At 60.9% G+C, this 24,230-nt stretch carries 26 protein-coding genes and 1 tRNA gene; 1 reads left to right on the forward strand and 26 read right to left on the reverse strand.

The window, feature by feature from the left end:
• Window positions 1-47: 47 nt before the first annotated feature.
• The 16 genes from CGK74_RS06810 to CGK74_RS06865 form a co-directional block, all read right to left on the reverse strand.
• Window positions 48-1,190 (reverse strand): STY4528 family pathogenicity island replication protein, encoded by a 1,143-nt coding sequence (locus tag CGK74_RS06810; protein ID WP_094267735.1) that lies wholly within the window; start codon window positions 1,188-1,190, stop codon window positions 48-50.
• A 243-nt stretch (window positions 1,191-1,433) separates the two neighbouring features.
• A complete protein-coding gene (locus CGK74_RS06815) occupies window positions 1,434-1,709 on the reverse strand; it encodes a HigA family addiction module antitoxin (protein WP_206186202.1) in 276 nt (91 codons plus the stop codon).
• Window positions 1,710-1,807: 98 nt separating this feature from the next.
• Window positions 1,808-2,071 carry a hypothetical protein gene (locus tag CGK74_RS19020; protein WP_197731401.1) on the reverse strand — a complete coding sequence of 88 codons (264 nt, stop codon included), beginning with the start codon at window positions 2,069-2,071 and terminating at the stop codon, window positions 1,808-1,810.
• The gene (locus tag CGK74_RS19025) at window positions 2,034-2,627 is read right to left on the reverse strand and encodes a hypothetical protein (RefSeq protein ID WP_176978485.1); all 594 of its coding nucleotides are present in this window, start codon (window positions 2,625-2,627) and stop codon (window positions 2,034-2,036) included. The genes CGK74_RS19020 and CGK74_RS19025 overlap by 38 nt, the downstream gene beginning before the upstream one ends.
• Window positions 2,628-2,630: 3 nt before the next feature.
• The gene (locus CGK74_RS06825) at window positions 2,631-3,449 is read right to left on the reverse strand and encodes a hypothetical protein (RefSeq protein WP_197731400.1); all 819 of its coding nucleotides are present in this window, start codon (window positions 3,447-3,449) and stop codon (window positions 2,631-2,633) included.
• A gap of 69 nt (window positions 3,450-3,518) precedes the next feature.
• Entirely contained in the window at window positions 3,519-3,944 is a 426-nt protein-coding gene (locus tag CGK74_RS06830) for a hypothetical protein (RefSeq protein WP_075123233.1), read from the reverse strand.
• Between the two features lie 180 nt (window positions 3,945-4,124).
• Window positions 4,125-4,340, reverse strand: coding sequence for a hypothetical protein (locus CGK74_RS18750; RefSeq protein ID WP_075123232.1), 216 nt, complete (start codon window positions 4,338-4,340; stop codon window positions 4,125-4,127).
• A gap of 52 nt (window positions 4,341-4,392) precedes the next feature.
• Entirely contained in the window at window positions 4,393-4,860 is a 468-nt protein-coding gene (locus CGK74_RS06835) for a hypothetical protein (RefSeq protein WP_079890275.1), read from the reverse strand.
• 7 nt (window positions 4,861-4,867) lie between these two features.
• Entirely contained in the window at window positions 4,868-5,593 is a 726-nt protein-coding gene (locus tag CGK74_RS18755) for a hypothetical protein (RefSeq protein WP_102053792.1), read from the reverse strand.
• A 92-nt stretch (window positions 5,594-5,685) separates the two neighbouring features.
• Window positions 5,686-6,102 carry a hypothetical protein gene (locus CGK74_RS18760; RefSeq protein ID WP_102053791.1) on the reverse strand — a complete coding sequence of 139 codons (417 nt, stop codon included), beginning with the start codon at window positions 6,100-6,102 and terminating at the stop codon, window positions 5,686-5,688.
• Window positions 6,103-6,264: 162 nt separating this feature from the next.
• Window positions 6,265-7,542 carry an efflux RND transporter periplasmic adaptor subunit gene (locus tag CGK74_RS06840; protein ID WP_094267737.1) on the reverse strand — a complete coding sequence of 426 codons (1,278 nt, stop codon included), beginning with the start codon at window positions 7,540-7,542 and terminating at the stop codon, window positions 6,265-6,267.
• Window positions 7,535-9,019: a TolC family protein gene (locus tag CGK74_RS06845; protein ID WP_094267738.1), complete on the reverse strand. Its 1,485-nt coding sequence runs from the start codon at window positions 9,017-9,019 to the stop codon at window positions 7,535-7,537. Before CGK74_RS06845 ends, CGK74_RS06840 begins: the two co-directional genes overlap by 8 nt.
• The gene (locus tag CGK74_RS06850) at window positions 9,012-10,253 is read right to left on the reverse strand and encodes an ABC transporter permease (RefSeq protein WP_094267739.1); all 1,242 of its coding nucleotides are present in this window, start codon (window positions 10,251-10,253) and stop codon (window positions 9,012-9,014) included. The genes CGK74_RS06845 and CGK74_RS06850 overlap by 8 nt, the downstream gene beginning before the upstream one ends.
• On the reverse strand, window positions 10,246-10,947 hold the full coding sequence (locus tag CGK74_RS06855) for an ABC transporter ATP-binding protein (RefSeq protein WP_094267740.1): 702 nt from the start codon (window positions 10,945-10,947) through the stop codon (window positions 10,246-10,248). Before CGK74_RS06855 ends, CGK74_RS06850 begins: the two co-directional genes overlap by 8 nt.
• A gap of 67 nt (window positions 10,948-11,014) precedes the next feature.
• Complete coding sequence (locus tag CGK74_RS06860) at window positions 11,015-11,800, reverse strand: hypothetical protein (RefSeq protein WP_206186203.1); 786 nt, start codon at window positions 11,798-11,800, stop codon at window positions 11,015-11,017.
• Between the two features lie 55 nt (window positions 11,801-11,855).
• The gene (locus tag CGK74_RS06865) at window positions 11,856-12,326 is read right to left on the reverse strand and encodes a hypothetical protein (RefSeq protein ID WP_094267742.1); all 471 of its coding nucleotides are present in this window, start codon (window positions 12,324-12,326) and stop codon (window positions 11,856-11,858) included.
• Window positions 12,327-13,050: 724 nt separating this feature from the next.
• Here CGK74_RS06865 and CGK74_RS06870 point away from each other — a divergent pair.
• A complete protein-coding gene (locus tag CGK74_RS06870; protein ID WP_094267743.1) occupies window positions 13,051-14,229 on the forward strand; it encodes an alkaline phosphatase family protein in 1,179 nt (392 codons plus the stop codon).
• 16 nt (window positions 14,230-14,245) lie between these two features.
• Here CGK74_RS06870 and CGK74_RS06875 read toward each other — a convergent pair whose 3' ends face one another.
• The 10 genes from CGK74_RS06875 to CGK74_RS06920 form a co-directional block, all read right to left on the reverse strand.
• The gene (locus tag CGK74_RS06875) at window positions 14,246-14,722 is read right to left on the reverse strand and encodes a DUF1178 family protein (RefSeq protein WP_094267744.1); all 477 of its coding nucleotides are present in this window, start codon (window positions 14,720-14,722) and stop codon (window positions 14,246-14,248) included.
• A gap of 72 nt (window positions 14,723-14,794) precedes the next feature.
• Window positions 14,795-14,879, reverse strand: a tRNA-Leu gene (locus CGK74_RS06880).
• 62 nt (window positions 14,880-14,941) lie between these two features.
• Window positions 14,942-15,202 carry a cell division topological specificity factor MinE gene (gene minE, locus CGK74_RS06885; protein ID WP_094267745.1) on the reverse strand — a complete coding sequence of 87 codons (261 nt, stop codon included), beginning with the start codon at window positions 15,200-15,202 and terminating at the stop codon, window positions 14,942-14,944.
• 1 nt (window position 15,203) lies between these two features.
• Window positions 15,204-16,016, reverse strand: coding sequence for a septum site-determining protein MinD (minD, locus tag CGK74_RS06890; RefSeq protein WP_094267746.1), 813 nt, complete (start codon window positions 16,014-16,016; stop codon window positions 15,204-15,206).
• 32 nt (window positions 16,017-16,048) lie between these two features.
• Window positions 16,049-16,825, reverse strand: coding sequence for a septum site-determining protein MinC (minC, locus tag CGK74_RS06895; RefSeq protein WP_094267747.1), 777 nt, complete (start codon window positions 16,823-16,825; stop codon window positions 16,049-16,051).
• Between the two features lie 66 nt (window positions 16,826-16,891).
• Entirely contained in the window at window positions 16,892-17,752 is an 861-nt protein-coding gene (gene hslO, locus CGK74_RS06900; protein ID WP_094267748.1) for an Hsp33 family molecular chaperone HslO, read from the reverse strand.
• A complete protein-coding gene (locus CGK74_RS06905) occupies window positions 17,749-18,126 on the reverse strand; it encodes an ArsC family reductase (RefSeq protein ID WP_094267749.1) in 378 nt (125 codons plus the stop codon). Before CGK74_RS06905 ends, hslO begins: the two co-directional genes overlap by 4 nt.
• Before the next feature lie 16 nt (window positions 18,127-18,142).
• A complete protein-coding gene (locus tag CGK74_RS06910; protein WP_094267750.1) occupies window positions 18,143-20,497 on the reverse strand; it encodes a Tex family protein in 2,355 nt (784 codons plus the stop codon).
• A gap of 136 nt (window positions 20,498-20,633) precedes the next feature.
• Window positions 20,634-21,482 carry a D-hexose-6-phosphate mutarotase gene (locus CGK74_RS06915; RefSeq protein ID WP_094267751.1) on the reverse strand — a complete coding sequence of 283 codons (849 nt, stop codon included), beginning with the start codon at window positions 21,480-21,482 and terminating at the stop codon, window positions 20,634-20,636.
• A 5-nt stretch (window positions 21,483-21,487) separates the two neighbouring features.
• Entirely contained in the window at window positions 21,488-24,175 is a 2,688-nt protein-coding gene (locus CGK74_RS06920; RefSeq protein ID WP_094267752.1) for a bifunctional acetate--CoA ligase family protein/GNAT family N-acetyltransferase, read from the reverse strand.
• Window positions 24,176-24,230 lie beyond the last annotated feature (55 nt).

Consider the following 24,230-nt stretch of genomic DNA (forward strand, 5'->3'; position numbering starts at 1 on the left):
CATCAGGCCGCCCTGCCTGGTCAGGCAGCGCCAGGGTTTGCGCCTGCTCATGCTGGATCAGGCTGCCACCCTTTGTCCTGCATGAGCCGGGCGGCAAGCTCACTGGCATCCGTGGGCTTGCCCAGCATGCTGCGAATGTTGGCGAGGTGTGCCCTGACGACTTCCGGGGCTGCGGGCTTGAACGCGGGGGACGGTGGTGCAGTCGGCTGAGTGGCGACCACGGCGGGCTTTGCCGGGGCGGGAGGGCTGGCAGGCTGACGCAGCCTGCGACCCGCCCAAAAACGGAATTCTCCGGCCAGTACCCGCTTGATCAACCCGAAGAAATAGGCGATGGCATTGCGTACCACGCCGCTCTGACTGCGGGCCTGCAATTCATCGAGGACATCCTGACGCTGTTGCTCAGGCAACTGACGCAGCGCCGCCTGAATATCCTGTTGCTGCCTGGGCTTGACGCCGATCAGGCAGGGTGGCAACTGCACGGAACTGGATTTTTCGTTTTCGCCCGCGCAGTACGTACTTTTTTTATACTTATACAAACTATACGTAGGCGCAGAATCCTGAATGGTCTGCCGGGCGCGATGGTTCTGTGGCAGAACGGCCATTGGATTGGCGGATGCGTTGGCTGGTTCTTCCGGGGCGTCGGTATCCGCAGGTTGAGGCTGCCCGGTCGCCGTCGATGCCGGTGGCGGCGGATCGTTATGATCGTCGTCAGCGACAGGGCCGGGCTTTTCATCCGTCATCGTGGCCTGGATGTGGCTGGCTACCCGTGATACCTGATTGTTTTCGTGGCGTTCTGATTCGTGTAGCAAATCCGGCAGGCTGGCATCAAGTTCGCAGGCCTGGGCAAACCTGAGAGGGTGGTCGTGTACCTGGTACAGCTCACTCAATACATGGCCGGTCAGTGGGTCGCGGTGTTGGCCGATCAGGCTGATCCAGCCGGTCAAGCGCAGCACCACCAGTACGCGCCAGGCGGTCTCGTAGCCAGCACGCTGGCCCAGCGGGATCGAGGTGAGGTAGCGGCGCAGTTGTCCAAGATTCGCCAGCGGACTGAGGCCGTCAGCGGCACGCAGCATCCGAAGCACCTGCCAGCCATTGCGTTCAAGGGGCGTCAGGCGGGTGTCGAGCATCAGGGCGGTAGGAGTGCCAAGTAAGGTCTCGCCTGCAGAGGCGTTGCTGTGAGGGTGCGTCATGTCAGTTCTCCAGAATGGCAGGCGGGTTCGCCCGATGCCCTGCATCTCACTGGAGTTCTGTTTTCATGTCAGGCAACAATAGGTTCTGCGGCACAACCCTATTTCATACCGCCGTCAGACTGTGGCCGCTGACGTTCGGTGCGCGACGGCGGGGCCTTTCCGATGCACTCGGGCATGAACAGGCAAAGCAGCATTCACGCGGTTACAACCGCTTGACTCACACATTCAGGCCAATAACAAAAGTCAGGGGTACAGTCGGATAATGGGAGGGTGAGGCCGTTGCCTGGCTTGCCACAACGACCAGGCTTGTTGCTCGGCAAGATACTGGCGAGCGCTGCCCAGTCCAGCCAGTTCCAGTCGGTGCGCGAGTTCGGCACGGACAGGCAAGCGGCCATTCAGTACGGCACGCAGATGGCGGGGGCTGAATCCCAGGTGGGTAGCCAGGGCATCGGCGTTGATGCCCAGCGCTGGAAGTACGTCAAGGCGTAGTGCTTCGCCTGGGTGAGGTGGATTGTGCATGGGGATAACGTTCTCCGGCTTCCAAGCAGAGGGACAAGCGTTATGGATGCGCACGTTGCTCGGTTGGACGATAAAAGCCTGTTTTGCTTATCCGGTTATCATTGTGCCTTAGAAAGTCCAATCGCTTTCTCCAGGACGGCTTGCAGCATTTCCTGCGATGACTGACCTTCTTTGAAGATGCTTTCAGAGAGTTTCTCGGTGTCTTCCTCGGTTGCTTGTTTGATTAGGGCGAGCGGTCCCCATTGGTCTAGTTGTTCTTGGTACAGGCTATCGATGCTGTCCCTGTGACCATCCGGGTAGGCCGCCTTTTCTACCGGAGGCAGATCATCGAAGTAGTCCAGAATGCTTTTGAAAAAAATCACGGTTATCGCCACCATTTGTTAGTTTGGCTGACAGGCTGGAGAAATATGCTTCATCCTGCTTGCTAAGTTCCCCATAAGCGGCATATCGTTCTGCTTCTGTGTAAGTTCCCGAATCATCATAGACAATGGCGCTCAAATCATTTCGAGCCATGCCTGCGAACGGATTGGAAAGATGCTTGGGCGGGGATTGGGATAGCCCGATGGCCCAATCCAGAGACTTCTGGCCTAAAGTCAATCGAGCGGGATCGTCTGTTTTTGGAAGTAAGTCGTCTTTGTTATAGCTCCCGCCTGCAATAAGGTGTCCGAAATTATAAATATCCTTCTGTCCTTTTGCATATAGGCTCTTCAACTCGCTTTGTGACATGGATGTCTGTCGCTCGATAGCACTGCTTTGAATATAGCGTGCCTGAGCGGAACTGGATATTGAAACGGTTGCGGCAGTGCTTGAGTTGGTGTTTTCAGTAGTGGACTTTGTAGTGTTCTCCGATCGCAAGCCTTCCTGAGCAGGCGCTTTTGCGGGAATGCTCGTCTGATAAGATTTGATCGAGATGTTCATGGTTTATTGTGCCTTAGAAAGCCCAATCGCTTTCTCCAGGACGGCTTGCAGCATTTCCTGCGATGACTGACCTTCTTTGAAGATGCTTTCAGAGAGTTTCTCGGTGTCTTCCTCGGTTGCTTGTTTGATTAGGGCGAGCGGTCCCCATTGATCCAGCTGTTCTTGATACAGACTGTCGATGCTGTCCCTGTAACCATCCGGGTAGGCTGCCTTTTCTACCGGAGGCAGATCATCGAAGTAGTCCAGAATGCTTTTGAAAAAATCACGATTATCGCCACCATTTGTTAGTTTGGCTGACAGGCTGGAGAAATATGCCTCGTCCTGCATGCGGAGTTCTGCTGAGGCAGCATATCGCTCGGCCATGGTGTATGTTCCGGAGTCATCATAGACCACGGCACTCAGATCATTTCGGGCCATTCCAGCAAAAGGGTTAGAAGCATTCCCCGGGGGGGATTGATGAAGGGAAATGGCGTATTCCAGAGATTTTTTTCCCAGTTCCAATCGTGCGGGATCATCTGTTTGTGGTAGCAAATCATCTTTATTGTAATTTTTGCTGCCGAGAAGTTGGCTGAAATTGTATATATCAGACCATGTACTTGAGTGTAGCTGCTTTAATTCACCTTGCGACATGGCAGCTTGGCGCTCGGTTGCGCTGCTCTGGATATAGCGGGCTTGTGCGGAGCTGGATATTGAGACGGTTGCGGCAGTGCTCGAGTTGGTGTTTTCAGCGATGGACTTTGTAGTGTTGTCCGAACGCGGTATTTCCTGGGCAGGCACTTGTGCGGGAATGCTCGCCTGATAGGATTTGATCGTGATATTCATAGCAATACTCCAAAAGCCGGAGATAACAGCATAGCTATCCCCGGCCAGAGAGCCTAGAGAAATGCCGAATTACTTGATTTCAAATTCGACTGTATAGTTGTACGGAAGCCCAGCTTGGGCCGCAGTGATGTTGGCATTACAGGTGGCGCGAGTGGTGCCAATGCTGGTGCCGGTCTTGGTCCAGCTCGGTACTTTGGTGCTTGGGTTGACCTGGTGCGATGCCGCAAAACGGCATTTCTTGTTGCCGGAAGCGTAGACGAAGCGCATGCCAGAAACCGTATCTGCAACGCTGGTCAGGTAGAAAGTTGTTGTATTGGACGGCAGGATCGAGCCTGGCGTCGGCGAGACGCTACCTGAGAAGTACTCGTAAGTGTATGCTGCTTCGGTGGTGGTGGAGTTTTTCACCTTAACGGTGACAGTAGTATTGGCCGCGTGGGCGGTTGCGACCATCGACGCGAAGAGAGCGGCTGCTCCGAACAGTTTAGCGAGTTTCATAAAATGTCCTTTTAAGGTTGATAATCTCTACAGCGCTTGTCCCTCAGCATTCAGGCAAGTACCTGACCTGCCAGGTCTCCCCGGCAGCGGAAGAACATCTAAATTAACGGCGGTAAATGAGAATTCTTTAGCTTTCCTGGCTGTTTTTTCTGCATTTTTTTGCGTAAGTTTTCGTCGTGCTCATGGCGCCAGAACATACCCTGCCTGCAACCCTTGCACCTCAACGCCCTGGGTGATCGCCTGTCCAGGCACGGCAGGAACATTCGCTGGCGTTGCGCCTGCTGTGGCGCGGAACATGACATAAGTTGAACCGTTATTGTCCGTCGCCAAAACCTGGGGCGGAACCACGATGCCCTGCTCGTTGCGGTAGAGGATGACCGCCAGCCGGACGCTCATATCCAGCCTGACCTGCGCGGCTTCGGTCTTCGGCGTATCGAAATGGGCATCATTACTTCATTGCAAGCGCTGCCACCTTCACTAAATCTTCTTTGCTTAAGTTAAGGTCTTTGGTAACTTTTGCCAGCATTTGATTTGCATCTGCCAACGCTCCAGATAGCGCATTGATCATTGCCTGGCTCTGCGCAACTTTCACCTGTCGCGTTTCGTCGCTAAGGCTGGCATCGTTCATGATCTGTTGGAGTTTTTCCTGTTCAGCCTTGAGCTTTTCTTTAAGGTCGCGGATCATTTTCAGAATGCGCTGCACTTCATCGGGGAGGCCGCTATTTTCAATGTCGTCGTATTTCCCTGATGTTTTCTTGTTGGCTTGCCCAGCCATCATAAGGCCAGCCATTGAAATTTTTACAGAGCCTGCGTCATCTGGCTGAGTATTTCCAAGGGGAGACTGCGCACTGCCCGTTGTGATGGTCTGCGCAGGCTGTACGGACATGATGCCGGTTGACGATGTGATGATGCTCATGCGTCCGTCACCCTTGTGAGACTGCCCTTGAGTCCTGTGGCTCTACGGCTTTTGCCGAACGTTGCGCTTGGGCCATTTGTTCAAGTTGCTTGATCAGTTCAGCAATGTCCACATCTTTAGGAACATTCAGTTCTTCAATGCTTTCACCACGAGATAGGCGCTGTGCCAGCTCAGAGAAATTGACTTGGTAGCTTGATGAATTACCGCTTGAATAGTTGCGATCTTGCGGAGAATAGGTTTCTTTCGCTACAGTAGCCCCGGTAACTGGTGAAGCATTTGCAACAGCAGCGATGAGCTTCATGGAATTGATTGCGCCACCACGACTCCCGTTAAATTCACTTCCGGCATATGTGGGAAGTTGTTTTTGCTGAAAATCCCATTGATTGTATTTTGCGTCTTGATTTATCCCCTTGCCATCAGGGCCAAATTCTACTGAGCCAGATATATATCCGAAATTGACTTGTTCGTAAGTCAGAAGTTTTGCGTCGATAAGCCCTCTGTAAAGAGTGAGCATATCATTGCGGCTGGCATCTTTAACATTGATATCTTTTACTATCTCTTTAAATTTATCATAATCATCCTGACTTAGAACGCCACCCAATACCCCGTTTTGGCTGGTTTCTTTCCCTACTTTTACGGTAAATCCCTCATACTGTTTGGGATCAAGCAGTGAACGGTTCGCGTTGAGTGATAAATTGCCCAGTGCATTTGATAACGGGTTAATTGATGGCATGGTCTATGATTCTCCCTTTGAGTTGCCATGACGCGATTTTGATAGAACTGGGGAGCAGACGATGGCTCCCCAGTTCAGCTTTATTAAATCAATCAAGTGCCAGGGATTGTGAACAGTGGCATACGACCTTCCATACGCCAGTTACGTACTTGAGATGTACCTACGTTCTCGATGCGATAACGGTATTGGCCGGTAGCACTGGGTACGAAGCTCCGATTAACAGTTCTTGCTCCATTACTGGTGGTCGAAGACACGAGAGACCACGACGAACCAGAACGTCGCTCAATGATATGGGCGATCCTGCTCGTCGGGTTGTTGCCGGAAAGGTCTTCAAACTTGAACGTCACCGAGCCAATGCACGAGATGCTGAACTCATACACGTTCTGAGAATCACCTGCAGAAAGGCTTGCCCCGCTGCTGGTGATGTTCATATAAGCGCATGCAGCAGCCGCCATGTTGCTGGTACTCAGCAACAATGCCGCGAATAGCGAGAAGAACAGTTTTTTCATACGATACTCCTTGTGGATGAAATAGCTGAATCCCCTTCGCCCTCGTTCGGCACGGAAAGCTGGTGAAGGGTAACTTCTATAACGGCAGGAAATGAGAATTCTTTAGCTTTTCTTGACTGTTTTTTCTGCAATTTTTGCGTGATTTTTTGCCGTCGCCCACGTTCAGGGCACCAGAACATACCCTGCCTGCAACCCTTGTACTTCAATGCCCTCAGTGATTGCCCGTCCTGGTACAACCGGAATCTTCGATGGCGCTGTATCTGCGGTGGCGCGGAACATGACATAAGTTGAACCGTCACTGTCCGTCGTCAATGCCTGTGGCGGCACCACGATGCCCTGCTCGTTGCGGTAGAGGCTGACCGCCAGCCGGGCGCTCATACCCAGCCTGACCTGCGCGGCTTCGGTCTGCGGCGTATCGACGGCAATCACAATGTCGTAGTGGGCGGCTGCGCCGGGGGCATCCGCCGCGTTGCCCTGTACCGCGATGGCGGCAATACGGCCTGTCAGCGTTATCCCGGCGAAGCCATCGCCCGTGATTTGCACGGGCATGCCCTCGCGTAGCTGATGCAGGTCGGTTTCCTCTACGCGGGTGAGTACCTGGATGCGATCCAGCCCGATTACGGTCAGCAGTGGCGTGCCTTGCGTGACCTGTACGCCAGCCTGCGCGATAAGCGCTTTTCCGCCCTCGGGCACCGATGGACGCGCCACCACGCCAGGAAATGGCGCTCTAAGCACGCGCCGTTCGCTTTGCGCCGTCACGGCCTGATAGCGGGCTTGTGCGTTGGTCAGCTCCATCTCGGCAATCTTGCGTTCTTCGCCCTGGCCGCGAGACTCGGCGGTACGCAGTTCGTCCCGGGCGGCAAGCAGGTCTTGCTGCTGGGTGCGTACCTGCTGCGCCAGCGTATCAACTTCCATGCGGGCCACGATCCCACGCTCGAACAACGCCCGCGTGTCTCGCAGGTTGGCCTGCGTGGCTTCCAACGTTGAACGAGCGGTCTGCACGGCGCGTCGGGCGCGTGACACTTCGGGGCTGCCGTCCCAGTTGCGCAGTTGATGGGCTTCCCGTTGTGCCTTGAGCAGTTCGGCCTGTGCCTGCCGCAACTGGATTTCGATTTGCGCCGGGTCAAGCCGCAGCAGTGTCTGGCCCGCCTCAACGGTTTGACCTTCCTGCACCAGCACGTCCCGAATGACGCCTTCAAACGGCGCGGACAGGGTTTCCTGCCGGGCAGCCTGGATGCGGCCCACCAGGCCCAGCTGCTGTTCCACCAACTGGGGCTGTACCTGCACCCATTGCGCTTGTGGTTGCTGGGGGATGCTGGCGTTGTCGGATTGCCAGAAGGCGGCGGAAGTCGCGGCTGTCAGCAACACGAGTAACGCCGAACGCATGGGGTGGCGGCGGACGTGTGCGATCAGTGGGTCTATCAAGCGATTTTTAATCATTCAGCGATATGTCCCAGCTTTCCAGTGTGGTGCCCAGCGTCTGATCGAGTTCGGCCTGCGCGTTCAGGTAGCTGATCAATGCGTTCAGGCGGGCGTTCTCGGCATTGCGCAGGTCGTTCTCGAAACTCAGCACCTGAAAGTTGCTGGAGCGGCCCACGGTGAGCTTTTCCCGTTCAATTTCCAGCTTGCGGCGTGAAAGGTCGAGCGCACGCTGGGCGATTTCGTACTGTCGCCAGCGGGTGCCAATATCGCGCACCGCATTCGCCACGTCGCGCTCCAGTTGCTGGCGGGCTTCGGCCAGCTGGATTTCCTGATTGCGCACGTTGACCTGGGCCTGTACCTCGGCCTGGCGCGTGCTGAGGTCGCCAATGGGGATTTCGACCTGGATGCCGACATAGTTTTCCCAGGTTCGTGCGGAACCGCTCAGGGTATTGCGGTCGCGTATCTGGCTGGCGCCGCCCACCAGAGAAACGTCCCACAGGCGGTCATTACGCGCTACGGCAAGATTGATGGTGGCCTGTTCGCTGTAGATGAGTTGAGAGAGCCAGGCGGGTTGCAAGGCTTCGGCTTGCCGGAGCGCCTCAGCGGCATTGACGTCCACGCGCCGCGCCTGCAGTGCCTCGGTGGCGACTATCGGCGTATTCAGATTCAGGGCGAGTAGCTGCAACAGGGCAAGCCGTGCGGTATCCGTCTGATTGCGGGCCTCTTCATAGGCCAGTTCCTGTGAGGCGACTTCGGCCTCTGTCTGCACGATTTCAAACTCGGCCATGCGTCCGGCAGCGATCATGGCGCGGTTGACTTCAAGCAACTGACGGGCGCGTTGCAACGATTCCCTGGAAATCTTCAACTGCTCCTGTGCCTGCAGCAGGGTGCGGTAGGACGCAATCACTTGCGTGATGGTCTGCGAGACAGTGGATTTCAGGTTGAGCCGGTTGGCCTGCTCGGATAGCCGCGCCAGGCGCACCGGTGCTGTCGCAATATCCTTGCCTGCGCCGCGTAACAACGGCTGGATCAGAGAAATGTTGGCCCCGTCATTGCGTGACAGCCCGGCCTGGTCGGCCTGCGTATGGCGGTACGTCCAGCCCAGGCTTACGCGGGTGCCATAGGGCGTCAGCAATGTGGTTGTGGGGGTTACGGTGCTTTCCCGGTAACGGTCATCCTGATTCCGGCTGGAAAGATAGCCGCCGCTGAGCACCAGTTTGGGTGTGAAGCGGTCTTCCGCCACGCGCAGGTCGAATTTCTGGGCAATGCGATCGAGATAGGCGCTGCGGATGGCGCGGTTGTCGCGCAGCCCCAGATAGATCGCGTCGCTCAGGGTCAACTCGATGGTCTCGGCATTGAGTGAAATGCTGGCCGTCGTCGATGATGGCTGACCCTGGCGGGTCGCCTGGGATGGGCGCAGCGCCCCATCTGTCCTCGCCTGCGCAACGACAGGGGCCATCAGCATGAGTGCGATGAGGATAGACACTTTACGCATCACGCAACGCCTGTACCGGGGTGAGGCGCGCAGCCGCCATCGCAGGCGACAGCCCGAAAAACAGGCCGGTTGCGATGGCGCTGCCAATACCGAGCGGCAATGCCGCCGCCGAGAATGAGAAGTCAGACCAGCCCGAGTAGTGAACGAAGGCCCAGGCCATGATCAGGCCAACAGCCGCGCCAGCCAGTGCCCCGGTGGCGGCCAGTACAACCGCTTCCAGCAGGAAGAGCCTGGCAATGTCCCTGGGGCGAGCGCCGAGCGCCATACGCACGCCTATCTCACGGCGGCGCTCGGCGACGTTCATCACCATGACATTCATGACGCCGATGCCGCCGACCAGCAGGGCGATACTGCCCAGTCCTGCCAGCAGCCAGGAAAACAGGCGTGACTGTTTCGCCATGCCCTCAAGCAACAGTCGGGGAATTTGCACGTTGACCTCATAGCCGGGCATCCTGCCTTCCACCCATTGCTGCAGGGCGGGGGAGGTTTGCACCAGCGTTGCGCCGTTGGGGTTGCGGGCCAGTACGCTGGTGATCTGCGGACTGGGGATGATGCGTCGCATGCCTTCCAGTGGCAGCAAAATGGCGTCGTCCGGCGGGGCGGGAAGCAATGGGTTCTGGCCTGCGGGTTGCAGGATGCCGATCACCTGAAACAGATAACCGCCGATCTGAATGCGGTCGCCGGGCTGGGCATGGATGCCTGCGTTTTCCCACGCCGCTGCGACATTCGCACCCAGCACCGCATGGGTACTGTGCGTATCGAACTGGCTCAGGAAACGCCCCTGCGCCAGTTGGAGATCCAGCACGCCGGGCAGGTCGGCATTGCTGCCCAGTATTGTTGTACTCAGAGCATGGCCTTTAAGCCGGGCGTCACTACTGGTCAGGATGAGAGGAGCTGCCGCTGTAATGTCGGGGATGGCCTGGCGCAACGCGGCGGTATCCAGTGTGGCGACGTTCGGTAACGCCTCGCTGCGGCCGCTGCCGGGGATCTGCACGTTTGCCACAAGCAGATCGCTGCCCATCCCCTTGAAGACGTTCATGGCTTCACGTTCGGCGTTGTGCCCGATGTTCAGCAGGGCAACGACGGCCATGCAGCCCACGGCGATCCCCAGCAGCGCCAGAACGGCACGGCGACCGAGCTGGCGCAGATTCTCCACGGGTTCGCGCACCAGGTGCAGCCATGAGGGGCCGTAGCCATGCGATGAGGTCAGTGTGATGGCAGCACGTCTAGGCATGTCCCGCTTCCTCGATCCGGCCATCGCGGACTTGAATGCAACGAGCCATGCGATCGGCAATCCCGGTATCGTGCGTCACCACAACCAGGGTCGTGCCGCGTTCGCGGTTCAAAGACAGCAGCAGCCCGATGATGTCCTGCGCCGTCTGGCTGTCGAGGTTGCCGGTGGGTTCGTCAGCCAGCAGCAGCGAGGGTTCGCCGACAAGGGCGCGGGCTATCGCGACACGCTGGCGCTGGCCGCCCGACATATCGGCGGGTCGATGGTGGCTGCGGTTGCTCAGGCCGACGCGCTCCAGTTGCGTCAGGGCAGCCTGGCGGGCTTGCGGCTGGGGGATGCCGCGATAGAGCAGCGGGAGTGCCACATTGTCGAGCGCATCGAGCCGTGGCAGCAGGTTGAAACTCTGGAATACGAAGCCAATGATCCGATTACGCGCGATGGCGCGTGATTCGGCATCGGCGTTGGTCATGTCTTCGCCCGCGAGCAGAACACGCCCCGAAGTCGGTTCATCCAGCAGCCCGATGAGGTTGAGCAGCGTGCTTTTCCCTGAGCCAGACGCACCAACGATGGCGCAACTTTGGCCTGTGGGGACAGAAAACGACACATCATACAAAACCGCCTGACTGGACGCGCCCGTAGCATAAGCATGCGTAATATTTTCCAGGCGAATCAAATCGGTGTCGTGAACTCTCTGCATCCTCTCTCCAGATGATTTTGCCGTCCCCTTGCCTGTGCTGTCGCAGCAGACGATGATGTTTCTGGGCTTATGATTTCTGGTTATTTGTTAGTCGTTTTGTTAGTTGTTCCAGCAAGGATTCAAGTTCATCTTTATGTTGTGATGACTCTGTGCTTTTAGCCTCCTGTATCCAGCCCTGCAACTGCATGTCATAGCCTTTGGGAAGTTGGGACTCTTCAATGGCGGGTAGAGATTTATAGTGGTCAAGAACTTCCTGGTGGGTCTCTGCAGATATTTTGCCTGTACGGTTGTAGTCATCCATCATTTTGGCAACAACCTTTACGCGCCACTGATATTCCTGATCATCCGCTTCTGATAAAGCCGCACGGCGCTCGTTGACAGTGAAGGCGCCGCTGTCGTCGTAAGCGATTAGTGCAAGTTGGTCGCGTGACATACCTTTGAATGGATTGCTGCCTTGGCCGTTGGTAAAGGCAGTTGCCTGTTTTGCTTGTGCAAGTCGTTGTGAGTCGTCGGAGTTCGGGACTTCTGCATCATGAATAGCTTTGTTGCGTGTATAGCTTTCACCATAAAGCTCATGAGCGGTCGATTGGGCAATAGCTGCAAGTCCGTCACGATTGGTGATGGCGTCTCGTGTTTCGGCTCGAACGGCGGCATCATTAAGCAGGCGTGATAGCGATGAAACCTGCATTGTTGCACTGTTGGGAGTGTTGATTATCTCAGAGGTCTGAGAGTATGTTGTTTCCCCAGTTTTATTAACAAAACTGCGTTCGCTTACTTGAGTTTGTTGAGGCGTGGTTGTGCCAAGTTGATTAATGCTATTCATATAGCGTCCCGTAGGAATTGTAATCTGCATTGCGCTTTCAGAAAGAGGGGCGACCAGTTACATATGCCGGGTCGCCCGTTGTCAGTTACTTCATCGTGAATTCAACCGTCCACGAGTAGTTTGACAAATTCTGCGATTTGATGGTGGCGGTGCAGACTGCCCCACCGCTAGCGGTTGCAGTTTTGTTCCATTTCGGAATTTTAGTTGGGCCGCCAGGTAGCAGAGCGCCGCCCGAGATTTGATTTACGAAGGTTGTACCGAAGACGCAGGTCTTACTGCCTATGGTATAGCGCACGGTTGCTGCGTTGGCATCGGGGCTGATGATATTTTGCACAACGTATGTGTCAGCACCTTGAGGCTGCACTGTCGTTTTTGGCTTAGGGCTTGCATTGGTGTTGGTACTCACCTCATTATTGGTGACGACCTTGTAGGTGGCCTCTTGAGTGCTGAGGTTTTTGAATGTTACGGTCACTGGCGGGCCAGCAAATGCAGCGCCAGCGGCACACATCGTCGCAGCGGCAAGAGCAGCCGACAGCATGGTTTGTTTGATCTTCATATACGATCTCCTTCAGTGGTATTGAACAATGTATCCGTGCAGGGTTTGTGTTCGCCCGTCCGGTATTGCAGCACTTCGTTGTGCGATTCCATGCGGCAATTCTGCTTTATCTTGCCTGCGTTGAAACGTCTTCTCGTGGATTCTTATTCAATGCAGGCTGATAAAATTTTTGTATAAGTTCCCTACGGGTTAACGGCTACAAATGAGAATTCTTTAGGGTTGGATTGCGTTATTTTTGTGCTGCTCGGGCTTCTGCTGAATTGCAGTGTCCTTGTCAGTGAAAGAACGTCCATGGCGGGACAAACCAGGCAACATTGCCACTATGAAGGTTGCTTCGCCTGGCACCATGACCTGAGGCAGCACCTACAAGCTCTTCTTGGCTGGAGCAGGGACGCGGAGTGGTAGATGCAGGCTGGGGCGGTGCTTCTTGTTCGGCATCAGTCACCGCATGGTTGCTGCTGCCCAGGGGCATGCAGGCAATGATCGGGTAAGATGAAGAGACGATATGACCAAAAAACAAGCACTTGAAGCGGTGTCGTGAGAAAGCGCTTGCCAAGACAGCAAGGGTAGTACATAATCCAGTCCGTCAAGCAGAGCGGTGTACCAAAAACCTCTGTTGAATCAATAGGATAGGGATCGACGGGGAAACCCGTTTCCCGCTCCAGAATTCGAAAGCCGGACAAGATCAGAGTCTTGTCCGGCTTTTTGCTTTCGGGGAGTCGACATGGATGCGACCGTCCATTCCTGGCCTGCCGGTTGCGTGCTGCCCGACTACGGGCCTGGCGGCATCTACGGTCTCGCCAGTGCGCTGCGAACCTGGCTGCATGACACCGATGCGGGGCTCGACGCCGCTGGCGTGGCGCCGGGTGAGGCGGCGACCGTCGTGCTGCTCGTCATCGATGGCCTAGGCGCACATACGCTCGATTCCTTCGGCCGCGGGTCCGCACTCGCCGCCGATCGACGCGCGACACTGACCTCGGTGTTCCCGAGCACCACTGCGAGCGCGGTGACGACCTTGATGACGGGCGCCTCGCCTGCGGAGCATGGGCTGAACGGCTGGTTCATCCACGACCGGCGCTTCGGCGGTGTCATTGCTCCGCTGCCACTGGAAGCGCGCGGCAATGGTCCGCTGCACGCGCTGCGCCTGACGTCGCGCCTGTTTCCGCAGCGCTCGATGTTCCGCGACGCGCGCCGACCCGCCTTCATGCTGTCGCCGCGGCAGATCGCCTTTTCGCCATTCTCCCGTCACCACACGCGCGGTGCCTGCGTCCGCGGCTACGACACGCTCGAGGATCTCGAGGACGAGATCGTCAGTGCGGTCGATGCGATGGGGCGGCACGGTGGCTTCGTCCATGCGTACTACCCCCGTTTCGACGCGATCAGCCATGCCTACGGCTGCCGCTCGCCGCGCGCGATTGCGTGCTTCCGCAAGATCGACGCGATGTATGCACGCCTGTGCGAGCGCCTGCGTGGAAGAGGGGTTCGTATCCTGGTGACGGCGGACCACGGCTTCATCGACAGCGCACCTGAGCGCACGGTGAATGTGCCGCCCGCGTCCGACGTCTCGCGCATGTTGGCAGCACCCTTGTTCGGTGAGCGGCGCCTGGCCTTCTGCGCAGTCCATGACGGCGCCCAGGACGAATTTGAAGCCTGGGCCAGGCATGAGCTTGCAGGGCGTGCCGTCCTCATGCGAGGGGCCGACTGCATCGCCTCGGGCGTGTTTGGTCCGGGGCGCCACAACGCGCGCCTCGCGGAGCGGGTCGGTACGCACGTGTTGCTGATGGAGCCGGGGTGGACCATCGTCGATCAGGTCGAGGGCGAGGAGCCCTTTACGCTCGTCGGCGTGCACGGCGGACTGACGGCTGACGAAATGCACGTCCCGCTGGTGCTTGCGACGCCCTGAGCCGGGCGCGTCCCGCTCAGTGGACCTCGTCCTCGCCCGGCGGCAGGGGGACGAGCATGATGCCTTCTTCGAGCAGTTCCTCGACGTCGTCCGCCGAGGCCTGGCCGCGAATGTTGCGCGCCTCGGCCTCGCCATAGTGGATTCGACGTGCTTCCTCGGGCAAGCGCTCGCCGACGTTCTCGGCGTCGCGCGCCATGTGCCGCAGCACCTGCAGCACGGCGACCACGGTTTCCGGTGTTACCGGTGCAGCGGCGCCCGGCGTGGCGGGCGCTACGGGCGTTGAAGCGGGCGCCGTACGCTCGGCTGGCTGCTTGTCCGGGGCGCTGTGGCGCGTCTGCACATAGGGCGCGCTCGGCAGGCGGCGAATCTGCACGCTCTCGCACACCGGGCAGCTCACAAGCTCGCGGGTGCACTGATCCTCAAAGGCCTGCGCCGAGGCGAACCAGCCTTCGAAACGATGATCCTTGTCGCAGCAGAGATCGAGGACGATCACGATGATGGGTGAAGGGACTCAGGTGCCCCGGCGGGATGCGGGGTCAGGGTTTCCGACCTGAACGACCGGAAATGGTGCCCGGGACGGGACTCGAACCCGTAAGGCTTGCGCCGGCGGATTTTAAGTCCGCTATGGTTACCAATTTCATCACCCGGGCTGGGTGCGCGCCGGGGCGCGAGGGAAGACCGGTCGCCGGCGCAGCGACCGGGAAGCGGAGGTTCAGCGCGGCTGTTCCGGCAGCACGATGTTGACCTCGAGCACCTCGTAGTTGTCCTGCTTCTCGAGCTGGACCTTGATGTCGTCCGGATTGACCGCAACGTACTTCGAGATCACCTCGATCAGCTCGCGCTGCAGCGCGGGCAGGAAATCTGCCGTCGGCGTGCCGCCGGCGCGTTCATGGGCGATCAGCAGCGACAGGCGGTTCTTGGCGATCTCCGCGGTCTTCTTCTTTTCGCCGAAGAGTTTGGACAGGAAGGACATGTCACTTCCCTCCGAACAGGCGCTTGATCAGACCGGGCTTCTCGTACGACACGAAACGCAGCGGACGTTCCTCCCCCAGGAAGCGCGACACGACGTCGCCGTAGGCTTCGGCCACGTCCGTGCCCTTGAGGTGGATCGCCGGCGTGCCCTGGTTGGAGGCGTGCAGCACGGATTCGGACTCGGGGATCACGCCGATCAGCGGCACGCGCAGCAGTTCCTGCACGTCCTTGTACGACAGCATCTCGCCGTCCTCGACGCGCTTGGGCGAATAGCGGGTGATCAGCAAGTGTTCCTTGACCGGCTCGCCGCCTTCACGTGCGCGCTTGGACTTGCTCTGCAGGATGCCGAGGATGCGGTCGGAGTCGCGCACCGAGGACACTTCGGGGTTGGTGGTGACGATGGCCTCGTCGGCGAAGGTCAGCGCCATGACCGCGCCGCGCTCGATGCCCGCGGGCGAGTCGCACACCACGTACTCGAAGCCCATGTGCTGCAGCTCCTCGAGCACCTTCTCGACGCCTTCCTCGGTCAGCGCGTCCTTGTCGCGGGTCTGCGAAGCGGGAAGGATGAAGAGATTCTCGCAGTGCTTGTCCTTGATGAGGGCCTGGTTCAGGCGCGCTTCGCCATTAACCACGTTGACCAGGTCATACACCACGCGGCGCTCGCAGCCCATGATGAGGTCGAGATTGCGCAGGCCGACGTCGAAGTCGATCACCGCGGTCTTGAAGCCGCGCAGGGCGATGCCCGAGGCGAATGCCGCGCTGGTGGTGGTCTTGCCCACACCGCCCTTGCCGGACGTTACGACGATGACTTTCACGGTTTCCCCTTGTTCGTGCTGTGTGGCTGCGCTCAGACGAGCGGCAGCGGTTCGATGTTGAGTGTATGTTCGGCGCCGGTCAGGCGCACCTGGGCGGCCCGGCCGGCGAGGGTTTCGGGAATGCCGCGTTCGAAGGTGCGGAAGACACCGGCGATGGAAACGAGCTCCGGCCCGAAGTTGCTGGCGATGATGCGCGCGCGCTCGCCGCCTTGCGCCCCGGCAATGGCCCGGCCGCGCAGGGGGCCGTAGCAGTGGATGCTGCCGTCGGCGATGACTTCGGCGCCGGGGCTGACGCCACCGATCAGCACGAGGTCGGCGCCGCGCGCGTAGACCTGCTGGCCCGAGCGTAGCGGACGATCGACGAACATCGTCGGCTGGCCGGACTGGAGGGGCGCCGTGGGTGCAGGGGCGGGGGCTGGGGTCGGTGCGGGCGTCTGGGCTGCGGGCTGAGGTGCCGGGGCCTGCGCCGCTGGCCGGTCACGCAGCGCGGCTGCGTCGAGTTCGGCGAGGCCGGCACGGCGTGCCGATTCGGCATGCTCGGCGGGCAGGCTGAAGACGCCGATCGGCTGCAGGCGGTAGCGGCGCAGCAGCGAATTCAGGCCGGCCCAGTCGATCGTCGCGGGCACTGCGCGCAGACCGGAAAAGTCGAGGATGACGGCTTCGCCGTTGAAGAAGTCGGGCATGCCGCCGAGCATCTTGTGCAGCGCGTCCGCCAGGGCGGGCGGTTCGGTGGCTTGCAGCATGGCGACGGTCGCGCCGAGCGTGGTGTTGCGGAACTCGATCGGACGGACGGGCGCGGAAGCGGACATGGACGGAAGCTTCTTCAAAATCGAAGGAGTGTACTAACGCGCGAGCGATGGGGCAAGCGAGCGGACTCAGTGCAGGGTGCGCGGTTGGAATAGTGCATCGACATCAGCGGCGTCGAAGCGGTAGGTGTGGTTCGACATGTCGTCGTGCACGACGATCTCGCCGTGCTCGGCAAGGATGGCGCGGACCTCGTCCTCGCCCAGACTGCGCAGCATGGTGGCGACCTTCTCGGGATCGGCCGGCCAGTCGTGCGTGACGGCGCGGGGTTCGAACAGGCGAACGTTCTCCTCGGCAAACAGGCGGCGCAGGATCTCCTGCGGCTCGAGGCCGAGCAGTTCGTCCTTGCGCACCGTGTGCGCAAGCTGCTGCACGCGCGACCAGCCGTCGAGATCCTTCACGTCGGCGCCCGGCAGCTTCTGCACGAAGAGTGCCGCTGCTGCGTGTTCGTTGGCTGCAAGCCAGAGGCCGGCCGGTTGCTGTTCGGATTGCTCGAGGTAGTGCTCGAAGCACGCGGCAATGCTGTCGCCCTCGAGCGGCACCAGACTCTGATAGGGCTGATCCATGCCCTCGATGTCGAGCGAAAGCTGCAGTCGCCCGTCGCCGACGAGGTCGGCGAGCGTGTCGCCCGCGAGCACCCCTTCGGCCTTGGCGTAGCCGCGCAGGTTGAGCGCCTCGCTGCAGTCGATCACCAGCAGGCTGACAGGGCCGTGGCCGGAGACCTGGAAGGTGAGCCGTCCGGGCTGCTTGAGGTTTCCGGCGATGACGGCGGACACGGCGCTCATCTCGCCGAGCAGGCGGGCGACGGCTTCGGGGTAGGCGCGGCCGTGCTGCATGGCCTGCCACACGTCGGTCAGGCGGACGACTGCGCCGCGGATGTCGAGGTCTTCCAGCAGGAAGCGCTGGACGTAGCTGGAGGGAGAGGTGCTCATGGATTCTGTTCCGTCGAGGCCGTGCCCTTGAGCGCGGCGGTAAAGGCGTCGGGGTCGAAGCCGACGAGCAGGTTGCCATCGCCGCAATCGACGACGGGACGGCGAATGAGGCTGGGCTGGGCCTGCATCAGCGCGATGGCACCGGCCTCGTCGGCGATCGCCTGCTGCTCGGGCGCGAGCTTGCGCCAGGTGGTGCCGCGCTTGTTGACCAGGGCTTCCCAGCCGCTGCGGGCACACCAGCGCGCGAGCGTTTCGGCGTCGATGCCCGCCTTCTTGTAGTCATGGAAATCGTAGGCCACGCCGGCGTCGCCGAGCCAGGCGAAGGCTTTCTTCATGGTGTCGCAGTTCTTGATGCCGTAAATCACGCGCTTCATGCCACGCTCCCCATGCTCACTTGTTGCCGCGCGCACGGGCGAAGGCATCGGCCAGCGCGTTGCCGCCAGAAACCTGGCGATCGTTCTGTTCCCGGCGCGGCGCCTGGGTGGTCGAGCGCGAAGGGGCGCCGCCGGCACCGCGACCCTGGCTGTCGCCAGCGCGCGCAGGACGCCCGCCCGGTTCGGCGCGTCGGGCGGCCGGCTCGTCCGACATGCGCATTGTCAGCGCGATACGGTGACGGGGAATATCGACCTCGAGCACCTTGACCTTCACCACCTGGCCGGCCTTGACGACACTGTGCGGATCCTTGACAAAGGTGTTCGACAGCGCGGAGATATGCACCAGGCCGTCCTGATGCACGCCAATGTCGACGAACGCGCCGAAGTTGGTGACGTTGGTGACCACGCCTTCCAGCAGCATGCCGGGTTGCAGGTCCTTCAGCGTCTCGACACCCTCGCGGAAGGTGGCGGTGCGGAATTCGGGACGCGGATCGCGGCCGGGCTTCTCAAGTTCGGACAGGATGTCCTGCACGGTCGGCAGGCCAAAGCGCTCGTCGGTGAATTCGGCCGGCTTCAGCGACTTGAGGAAGCTGCCGTTGCCCATCAACTCGCGCACGCTCTTCTGCACCCTGGCGAGGATGCGCTCGATCACCGGATAGGCTTCGGGGTGGACGGAGGACGCGTCGAGCGGATTGTCGCCGCTGGGGATGCGAAGGAAGCCCGCGGCCTGTTCGAAGGTCTTGGGGCCGAGGCGTGGCACTTCCTTCAGCGCGTCGCGGCTGCGGAAGGGGCCCTTGCTGTTGCGGTACTCGACGATGTTTCCGGCAAGCGTGGTGTTCAGGCCCGAGATGCGTGCGAGCAGCGGTACCGAAGCGGTGTTTACATCGACGCCCACCGCGTTCACGCAGTCCTCGACCACCGCATCGAGGCTCTTCGCCAGACGGCCCTGATTGACGTCGTGCTGGTACTGGCCGACACCGATCGACTTGGGATCGATCTTGACCAGTTCGGCCAGAGGATCCTGCAGGCGGCGAGCGATGGACACGGCGCCGCGCAGGCTGACGTCGACATCCGGGAATTCCTTCGCGGCGAGCTCGGAGGCGGAATACACCGAAGCCCCGGCTTCGGACACCACGACCTTGGTCAGCGGCAGTTCCGGGTGACGCTTCATCAACTCCGCGGCAAGCGCATCGGTCTCGCGCGAGGCGGTGCCGTTGCCGATCGCGATCAGCTCGACATGGTGCTTCTTCGCCAGCGCGGCGATGGTGGCGATGGCCGACTCGCGGTCGCGGCGCGGCTCGAACGGATAGACGGTGGCCGTATCGACCAGCTTGCCGGTGGCATCGACCACCGCGACCTTGACCCCGGTGCGGATGCCGGGATCGAGGCCGATGGTCGCGCGCGTGCCGGCCGGCGCGGCCAGCAGCAGGTCCTTGAGGTTGCGCGCGAAGACGCGGATCGCCTCTTCCTCGGCCCGCTCGCGGAGTTCGCCCATCAGTTCGAGTTCGAGATGGATCGAGATCTTCACGCTCCACGCCCAGCGCACCGTGTCGGCGAGCCAGCGGTCGGCCGGTCGGCCCTGGTTGCGGATGCCGAAGCGTGCCGCGATGCGGCCTTCGCAGGGGTGGGGCGCCTCGGCGTCGGGGCGGTCGACGTCCAGCGTCAGTCGCAGCACGCCTTCGTTGCGCCCGCGCAGCAGCGCGAGCGCGCGGTGGGAGGGCATGGTGGCGATTGCCTCGGCAAAGTCGAACCAGTCGCGGAACTTGGCGCCTTCGGTTTCCTTGCCTTCGATCACCGCCGACCGGACCTGGCCGTGTTCGTGCAGGTAGTTACGCAGTTCGCCGAGCAGGGTCGCATCTTCGGCAAAGACTTCCATCAGGATCTGGCGCGCGCCGTCGAGCACGGCCTTGACGTCGGCGAAGCCGGCGTCAGCATTCAGGTACTTTCCGGCCTCGACCTCCGGATCGAGCGTTGCATCGGCAAGCAGGGCGTCGGCCAGCGGCCCGATTCCCGCCTCGCGCGCGATCTGCGCCTTGGTGCGGCGCTTGGGCTTGTAGGGCAGATAGAGGTCTTCGAGCCGCTGCTTGGTGTCGGCGCTCTCGATCTCGACGCGCAACTCGGCGGTGAGCTTGCCCTGTTCGTCGATCGAGGCCAGCACCGTGGCACGGCGGTCCTCCAGTTCGCGCAGGTAGCCGAGGCGCTCCTCGAGCGTGCGCAACTGGGTGTCGTCCAGACCGCCGGTGACCTCCTTGCGGTAACGGGCAATGAAGGGCACGGTGGCGCCATCGTCCAGCAGCTGGACGGCAGCGATGACCTGGCGCGGCGATACGCCGAGTTCTTCGGCGATGCGGTGTTCGATCGGGGGGAGCATGGTGGCGGTGCGTAGGGGGTGAAACGAAGGGCGGGATGGTGCAGCAAGCAGCCCCGTGCGACAAGTCCTGCGGCGCCCGCTGCGTCGATACGAAATGTACGAAATGGCAGCGCCGGGACATGCCCGGCGCAAGAGGTCAGAGCGCGACGAGCGTCTGCCGTCCCCACCAGCTTTCGCCCGGTGCAAGCCGCACCGGCTGCCGTGCGGCCGCGGCCTCGACGCAAAGCATGTGGCGGAAGGCGTCGTCGGGCAGGTCGGCGATGGCCGCGCTGCGCTCGATCCAGGGGTTCCACACGACCACGTCGGGGAAACCGTCGGCATTGATGCCGAGGCTGCGGTCGTACTCGCGCAGCAACACCGGCCGCTGCACGTCGTGATAGACGCGGTCGGTCTCGCCTTCGATCAGCAACACGTCGCCACTGTCGCGCTTGATGCGGTTGGCGTCGGTCTTGTCGCGGAAGCTGAAGCCGTGCAGGCCTTCGAGGCGCGATTCCTCGACCTCGCGCACGGAGAGATAGGTGTGCAGCGCCGCGGTGAATTCGAGATCGCCGTCGCCGGTATTGGTGACCTCGAACTCGAGGTCGAGCCGGCTCTCCTCGAGCAGGATGCTGAGCTCGGCCGAGAAGGCGTGCGGCCACAAGACCCGCGTGGCCTCGTCATCGGTGAGGCCGAGGGTGACGAGGGCGTAATCCTTGCTGCCGCGCTCGGTCACCACCGACCAGTTGCGCGTGCGCGCGAAACCGTGAGCGGGCAGGGTGCCGAGGTCGGCGAACTGCGGGAAGCACACCGGAATGCCACCGCGGATCGGCGTCTCGCCATCGAACACGGCGTCCGGGCTGAGGTAGAGCCGTTCAGCCCCGCCCGGCGGCGTCCATGACAGCACCTGGCCGCCGAACAGGCTCACAAGGGCAGAAGCGCCATTCCGGGTGGCCAGTCGCAGCGCGGGCGTACCGCGGAAGTCGATGCGTTCAATGCCTGCCGTCATCGCGCTCAGTCCTGCAGCGGCAACACGCCGAGCTTGACGGTGTTGTCCTCGGGATCGTTGCTGAGCACGAAGCCGAGCTTCTGCACGAATTTGAGCATGCGCTCGTTGTTCGACAGGAACACGCCGTTCATGTAGGCGATGCCGCGGCTGCGCGCGGTCTCGATCAGTACGCCCATCAGCTTGCGTGCCAGCCCGCGATGCTGCCAGTCGTCGGCCACCACCACCGCGAACTCGCAGGACTCGCCGTCCGGATTTACCGCATAACGGCAGACCCCGACTTCCTTTTCCTTGCCATCGACTTCGAGCGTGGCGACGAAGGCCATCTCGCGGTCGTAGTCGATCTGCGTCAGGCGCGCGACCATGGCCGGCGGCAGTTCGCGCATCGTGTTCATGAAGCGGTAGTACTTGGTCTCCGGCGACAGGCCGCGCACGAACTCGATCTCGAGCTCGGCATCTTCCGGCTTGATCGGGCGGATCGTCACCACAGTCCCGTCGGGCACGATCCAGGTCTGGGTCAGGTGCGAGGGGTAGGGGTGGATCGCCATGTGGTCGTAGCGATCGGCCGTGGGCGACACGTTGTCGACGACGATGCTGGCATCGACCGCCACCACGCCGTTCTCGTCGACGATCAGCGGGTTGATCTCGAGTCCGTTGATCCAGGGCAGCTCGCACACCATTTCGGACACGCGCAACAGCACCAGCTCGAGCGCGTTCATGTCCACCGCGGGCAGGTTGCGGAATTCGCCCAGGCGGGTGGCGATCCGCGTCGAGCGGATCATGTCCTTGACCAGGAAGCTGTTGAGCGGCGGCAGCGCCACGGCGATGTCACGATTGTCCGCGACCTGGTTGCCACCTTCACCGAAGGTGATGACCGGACCGAACACCGGGTCGCGCTTGACGCCGACGACCAGTTCGCGGCCATTGCGCTTCTGGATCATGGGCTCGATCGCGATGCCGTTGATGACGGCGTCCGGCTGCACACGCTTCACTTCGTCCAGGATCTCCTGGTAGGTCGAGCGCACCGCGGCCAGGCTGCGGATGTTGAGCCGCACCCCACCAACATCGGACTTGTGCGCGATGTTGGGCGAGTCGATCTTCATCACCACGGGCAGACCGATCTCTGCGGACAGCACCATGGCCTCGGCGGCCGAGCGTGCGACCACGGTCTGCGCGATCGGAATGCGGAAGGCCGCCAGCAGCGCCTTCGATTCCATTTCGTTGAGCTTCTTGCGCCGTTCGGACAAGGCCATCTCGATCACCAGCCGCGCACTCTCGATCGAGGGCGGAGACAGGTGGGACAGCGAGGACGGCGTCTGCATCAGCAGCTTCTGGTTCTGGTAGTAGGCCGAGATGTGGCTGAAGAGCTCGACCGCCGGCTCGGGCGTACGAAAATGCGGAATGCCTGCGGCGCTGAACTTGTGACGCGACTCGGTGACGAGTTCCTCACCCATCCAGCAGGCCACGACCGGCTTGTCGGCGGTCTTCTCGAGTTCGATGACGGCATCGGCGACCGCGCTCGGGTTGGTCATGCCCTGTGGGGTCAGCATGACCAGCACGCCGTCCACGTTCGGCCCTTCCAGCACGGCCTTAAGCGCCTTGCCGTATCGTTCGGGGTCGGCATCGCCAAGGATGTCTACCGGGTTGCCGCGCGACCAGCTGACCGGCAGCGCGGCGTTGAGCTTCTCCATCGTGCCTTCGGAGAAGTCGGCCAGCGGAATGCCGATATCGGAGGCGCGGTCGGCCGCCATGACACCCGGCCCACCGCCATTGGTGATGATGGCGAGGCGGTTGCCGCGCGGGCGGAAGTGCGAGAACAGCGCGTTGGCCGCCGCGAAGAGCTGGCCCATGTTGTACAGCCGGATGACGCCCGCGCGACGCAGCGCGGCATCGAACACGGCATCGTCGCCGATCGGTGCCGCCGAATGCGACAGGATGGCCTTCGAGGCCTCGGGGTGGCGGCCGGCCTTGATCAGCAGCACGGGCTTGACCCGCGCGGCGCCGCGCAACGCGCTCATGAAACGACGGGCGTCGCGGATGCCTTCGACGTAGAGGAAGATGCTCTCGGTACGAGGATCCGAGATCATGTACTCGAGCACTTCGCCGAAGTCGATGTCGGACGACGAACCCAACGACACCACGGCCGAGAAGCCGACGTTGTTGGGCTTGGCCCAGTCGAGAATGGCCGCGCACAGCGCACCCGACTGCGAGATGAGGCCGATGCTGCCCTTGAGCGCGGTTGCGTGGGCAAAGGTGGCGTTGAGGCCGAGCTGCGGACGCATGATGCCCAGGCAGTTGGGGCCGAGCAGGCGGATGCGGTGACGGTGCGCAGCGTCGATCACCTGGCGTTCGAGCAGGGCGCCGCGCGGGCCCGCCTCGGAGAACCCCGCCGACAGCAGGATGGCTGCCTTGACACCGGCACGGCCGCAGCTGTCCATGATCGCCGGCGCCTTCTCGGCACGGACGGCGATCACCACCAGATCGAGGCGCTGCGGGACATCCTCGACCGACTTGTAGCAGGCGACGCCATGAACCGATTCATGCTTGGGGTTGATGGCAAACAGCTTGCCCTTGAAGCCCGCATTGAGCATGTTGCGCACGAGCACGTCGCCCAGCGAGCCCTCGCGCTCGCTGGCACCGATGATCCCGACCGAGCGCGGTTCAAGGAGCGGAGTGAGGTAGTGCTTGTCTTTCATGGCGGCAACCCGAATGAGTAGATGATCTGGTCTTGCGACGAAGTCGCCTGCGGAG

The sequence above is a fragment of the Thauera propionica genome, from assembly GCF_002245655.1.
In the GTDB taxonomy this organism is placed as follows: Bacteria; Pseudomonadota; Gammaproteobacteria; order Burkholderiales; family Rhodocyclaceae; genus Thauera; species Thauera propionica.

Coding starts and splice junctions, on each gene's coding strand:
- CGK74_RS06810 (WP_094267735.1), bottom strand. CDS start 1,190: ATGACGCACCCTCACAGCAACGCCTCTGCAGGCGAGACCTTACTTGGC.
- CGK74_RS06815 (WP_206186202.1), bottom strand. CDS start 1,709: ATGCACAATCCACCTCACCCAGGCGAAGCACTACGCCTTGACGTACTT.
- CGK74_RS19025 (WP_176978485.1), bottom strand. CDS start 2,627: ATGAACATCTCGATCAAATCTTATCAGACGAGCATTCCCGCAAAAGCG.
- CGK74_RS06825 (WP_197731400.1), bottom strand. CDS start 3,449: ATGAATATCACGATCAAATCCTATCAGGCGAGCATTCCCGCACAAGTG.
- CGK74_RS06830 (WP_075123233.1), bottom strand. CDS start 3,944: ATGAAACTCGCTAAACTGTTCGGAGCAGCCGCTCTCTTCGCGTCGATG.
- CGK74_RS18750 (WP_075123232.1), bottom strand. CDS start 4,340: ATGAGCGTCCGGCTGGCGGTCATCCTCTACCGCAACGAGCAGGGCATC.
- CGK74_RS06835 (WP_079890275.1), bottom strand. CDS start 4,860: ATGAGCATCATCACATCGTCAACCGGCATCATGTCCGTACAGCCTGCG.
- CGK74_RS18755 (WP_102053792.1), bottom strand. CDS start 5,593: ATGCCATCAATTAACCCGTTATCAAATGCACTGGGCAATTTATCACTC.
- CGK74_RS18760 (WP_102053791.1), bottom strand. CDS start 6,102: ATGAAAAAACTGTTCTTCTCGCTATTCGCGGCATTGTTGCTGAGTACC.
- CGK74_RS06840 (WP_094267737.1), bottom strand. CDS start 7,542: ATGATTAAAAATCGCTTGATAGACCCACTGATCGCACACGTCCGCCGC.
- CGK74_RS06845 (WP_094267738.1), bottom strand. CDS start 9,019: ATGCGTAAAGTGTCTATCCTCATCGCACTCATGCTGATGGCCCCTGTC.
- CGK74_RS06850 (WP_094267739.1), bottom strand. CDS start 10,253: ATGCCTAGACGTGCTGCCATCACACTGACCTCATCGCATGGCTACGGC.
- CGK74_RS06855 (WP_094267740.1), bottom strand. CDS start 10,947: ATGCAGAGAGTTCACGACACCGATTTGATTCGCCTGGAAAATATTACG.
- CGK74_RS06860 (WP_206186203.1), bottom strand. CDS start 11,800: ATGCAGATTACAATTCCTACGGGACGCTATATGAATAGCATTAATCAA.
- CGK74_RS06865 (WP_094267742.1), bottom strand. CDS start 12,326: ATGAAGATCAAACAAACCATGCTGTCGGCTGCTCTTGCCGCTGCGACG.
- CGK74_RS06870 (WP_094267743.1), top strand. CDS start 13,051: ATGGATGCGACCGTCCATTCCTGGCCTGCCGGTTGCGTGCTGCCCGAC.
- minE (WP_094267745.1), bottom strand. CDS start 15,202: ATGTCCTTCCTGTCCAAACTCTTCGGCGAAAAGAAGAAGACCGCGGAG.
- minC (WP_094267747.1), bottom strand. CDS start 16,825: ATGTCCGCTTCCGCGCCCGTCCGTCCGATCGAGTTCCGCAACACCACG.
- hslO (WP_094267748.1), bottom strand. CDS start 17,752: ATGAGCACCTCTCCCTCCAGCTACGTCCAGCGCTTCCTGCTGGAAGAC.
- CGK74_RS06905 (WP_094267749.1), bottom strand. CDS start 18,126: ATGAAGCGCGTGATTTACGGCATCAAGAACTGCGACACCATGAAGAAA.
- CGK74_RS06910 (WP_094267750.1), bottom strand. CDS start 20,497: ATGCTCCCCCCGATCGAACACCGCATCGCCGAAGAACTCGGCGTATCG.
- CGK74_RS06915 (WP_094267751.1), bottom strand. CDS start 21,482: ATGACGGCAGGCATTGAACGCATCGACTTCCGCGGTACGCCCGCGCTG.
- CGK74_RS06920 (WP_094267752.1), bottom strand. CDS start 24,175: ATGAAAGACAAGCACTACCTCACTCCGCTCCTTGAACCGCGCTCGGTC.